Source organism: Hydrogenophaga sp., from assembly GCF_041633695.1.
In the GTDB taxonomy this organism is placed as follows: Bacteria; Pseudomonadota; Gammaproteobacteria; order Burkholderiales; family Burkholderiaceae_C; genus Hydrogenophaga.
The window spans coordinates 1-3,080 of record NZ_JBFJMY010000475.1 but is presented as its reverse complement, the minus strand read 5'-3'; the positions used below and the strand labels follow the sequence as shown (position 1 = coordinate 3,080).

Below are 3,080 nucleotides of genomic sequence, written 5' to 3'. Positions count from 1 at the left end.
GGTCAAGATCGATCTGCCCGACGTGACCGACCGCAACCTGCTCAAAGCCCTCAAACCCAATGTGTCTTTCGTCTTGCCCGCCGCCTTGCAGAACCTGCTGAGCGGCAACCCGAAGGACCTGATGGAAGGCAAGCCGCCTGCCGGTGGTGGCATCGGCATGGGTTGGATTTGCAGCTTCAGCATTCCCATCATCACCATCTGCGCCTTCATCGTGCTCAGCATTTTCCTGAGCCTCTTTGATCTCTTTCTGCGCTGGATGGTGTTCATCAAGATCTGCATTCCCTACCCGAAGAAGGGAGGCCCTTGATGCGCCAAGCCGCACCCATGGGATTCCCCTGGCTGGACTTGCCCGACGAGTTCGGGCAGCTCGGTTGGCCCACGCTGGAGCAAAGCGTGCGCGACGGTATCCGCATCCTGCTCAGCACCCGGCCCGGTGAGCAGCTCATGCGCCCCGACTTCGGTGGCGGCCTCGACCGCTTGCTGCACGAGCCCAATACCTTGACCACACGGCGCCGCATCCGCGATCTGGTGCAGGACGCGCTCACGCGCTGGGAGCGGCGCATCTTGCTCGACGCGGTCGAGGTCTGGGAGGTGCCCGGCGCGCCCAGCCAATTGCGGGTCGAGATCCAGTACCGGCTGGCCTTCAACGGCAGCCCAGGCCGCCTGAATGTGAACGTGCAACTCGAAGGCGGTGCGTGATGCGCTTCAAGCCCTACACCACAGCCCGCCCTCAGCAGGAATAGAACGCCATGCCCATTCTTCCACCCAGCCTGGACGACCGCCGCTTTGACGATCTGGTCGACGACCTCGTCGCGCGCATCCCGGCCCACACGCCGGACTGGACCAACCCGCGCCTGGGCGACCCCGGGCGCACGCTGATCGAGCTGTTCGCCTGGCTGGGCGACACGCTGCTCTACCGCGCCAACCTGATTCCCGAGCGGCAACGCCTGGTGTTTCTGAAACTGCTGGGCCAGGGCCTGCGCCCGGCCTTGCCGGCGCGTGGCATCGTGAGCCTGGCCTATGCGCAGGCCACCGAACTGTCGGCCAGTCCGCTGCAGGCCGGCGCCCGGCTCAAAGCCGCGCTGCCGTTCGAGACCCTGACCGAAACCACGGTGTTGCCGGTGGTGGGCGAGGCCTATATCAAGCGTGCGCTGAGCGACGCCGAAAACGCGCGCATGGCCGAGGTCATCACCGGCTTGTCGCGGGTGCACCGCATCTCGGGCGCGGTCAAGGCCTACGAGACCACGCCGGTGTTCAGCGAAGGCCGCGCCCAGGTCGATGGCATGGACGTGTTTGGCCGCGCCAGCGACCGCGCCTTGTGGATCGCGCTGCTCGCACCCAAGGCCGCCAACGCCCTGGCTCAGCCTGCGGTGAACGAAGCCGCCAAGGCCGCACTGGGTGGCGGCGACAGCGGTGCGCCATCGTTGTTGTCGGTCGGTGTGGTGCCCGCGATCAAAATGCCGACCTTGTTCGAGGAGGTCGGTCCGGCGGCGCAGGTGCCGGTGTTGTGGGAGATGGTGGTGCGCGGGCGTGGCGCGCAGGAAACCGACTACCTCACGCTCGATCCGCTGCCTGGCAGCGACAGCTCGCGCGGCTTCACCCAGGCGGGCACGCTGCGCCTGCCCCTGCCCGACGAGTCGCTGATCTGGAGCCCGTCCAACCAGGTCGGCGTCAACCCGATGGCCGGTGTGGGCGACGCCCCGCCGCGCCTGGACGACGCGGGGCGTGCGGCGCGCCTGCTGGGCTGGCTGCGGCTGCGCCCGCGCCCGGGTGCGCAGGTGGAGCGACTGAGCCTGTCCTGGCTGGGCATCAACGCGGTCGAGGTCGATCAGCGCGTCACGCTCAAGGGCCAGGTGCTGGGCGTGTCCACCGGCGCGCCCGATCAAAGCTTTTCGCTGCCCGCGGGTTCGGTCGATACCGATTCGCTGCAGATCGAAGTGGAAGAACCGGGTCGCGGCTACCAGCGCTGGACCCGGGTGTCCGATCTGGCTGCCATCAGCGCCGACCCGCATGTGGCGCGCGAGGCGGGCGCTTTTGAGGTCGATGCGGAATCGGGCCAACTGCGCTTTGGCGATGGCGTGCGCGGTCGCGTGCCCGAGCGGCAAATGCGGGTGCGTCTGGCCAACGGGCGCTTTGGCGGCGGGCGCGCCGGCAATCTGGCCGCGGGCAGCCTGAGCGAGATCGCCGCCACCCTCATCAACGGCCGCGTGGCGCCGGCCATGAAGGTGCACCAGCCCTTGCCCATGAGCGGCGGCGAAGATGCCGAAACCCTGGCCGTGGCCGAGCGCCGCATTCCCGCCCGCTTGCGGCACCAGGAACGTGCGGTGACCCCCGAGGACTACCGCGAACTGGCCTTGCGCACCCCTGCCGCCGATGTCGGGCGTGTGGAGGTGCTGCCGCGTTTCAAACCGCGCGACCGCCGTTTCAACGTGCCCGGCGTGGTCAGCGTGCTGGCCTTGCCTGCGGCGGCGCTGGCGCCCGCGCCCAACCCCCGGCCCGACCGGCCTTTCATCGAACGCGTGCACGCGCATTTGTCGGCCCGGGTGCCTTTGTCCACCGAGCTGTATGTGATCGGCTGTGAATACGTGGCGCTGGGCCTGTCGGTGGGCTTGCGCCTGCGCGAAGGTTTTGCGCGCGACCAGTTGCTGTTTGAGGTACGCGAAACCCTGCGGCGCCTGTTGTGGCCCTTGGCACCCGGTGGCCAGGACCAGACCGGCTGGCCGCTGGGCCGCTCGGTGCGCGAGCGCGAACTGGAGGTGGAGGTCTCGCGCGTGGCCGGTGTGGCCGAAGTGACCGGCCTCAACCTGTTCGCCCGCCACCTGAACGGCCAGGAATGGGCATTGCTGCCGCGCAACCACGCCAGCGCCCAGCAGACTCTGAACCTGCAGGCCTGGCAATTGCCCGAGTTGTTGTCCGTCGTGGTGCAGGAAGGTCCGGGCGCGCCGGGCGATCTGCGCGCCGTACCGAATCCGTTTGCGCAGGCCAATGCGGTGGCCGTACCCGTGGTGTCGGAGCTCTGCTGATGGATGCCAACGGCGCACGCTTCTGGTCTTTGCAGGCCGCTGCCGATTGGCCTTCGC

At 68.4% G+C, this 3,080-nt stretch carries 2 protein-coding genes and 1 pseudogene; all 3 read left to right on the top strand.

Translation table 11 applies throughout. The features are described from left to right. A pseudogene (locus ABYB95_RS20340) lies at window positions 1-307 on the top strand (hypothetical protein); the annotation flags it as partial. Next, window positions 307-699, top strand: a complete 393-nt coding sequence (locus ABYB95_RS20335) for a GPW/gp25 family protein (protein ID WP_372661144.1) — start codon at window positions 307-309, stop codon at window positions 697-699. The pseudogene ABYB95_RS20340 and the gene ABYB95_RS20335, both read left to right, overlap by 1 nt. Window positions 700-749: 50 nt before the next feature. After that, window positions 750-3,023 (top strand): putative baseplate assembly protein, encoded by a 2,274-nt coding sequence (locus tag ABYB95_RS20330; protein WP_372661141.1) that lies wholly within the window; start codon window positions 750-752, stop codon window positions 3,021-3,023. The last annotated feature ends 57 nt before the right edge of the window (window positions 3,024-3,080 follow it).

What these genes read in the sequence shown, in the direction of transcription:
- ABYB95_RS20330 (WP_372661141.1), top strand. Translation starts at nt 750, where the DNA reads ATGCCCATTCTTCCACCCAGCCTGGACGACCGCCGCTTTGACGATCTG.
- ABYB95_RS20335 (WP_372661144.1), top strand. Translation starts at nt 307, where the DNA reads ATGCGCCAAGCCGCACCCATGGGATTCCCCTGGCTGGACTTGCCCGAC.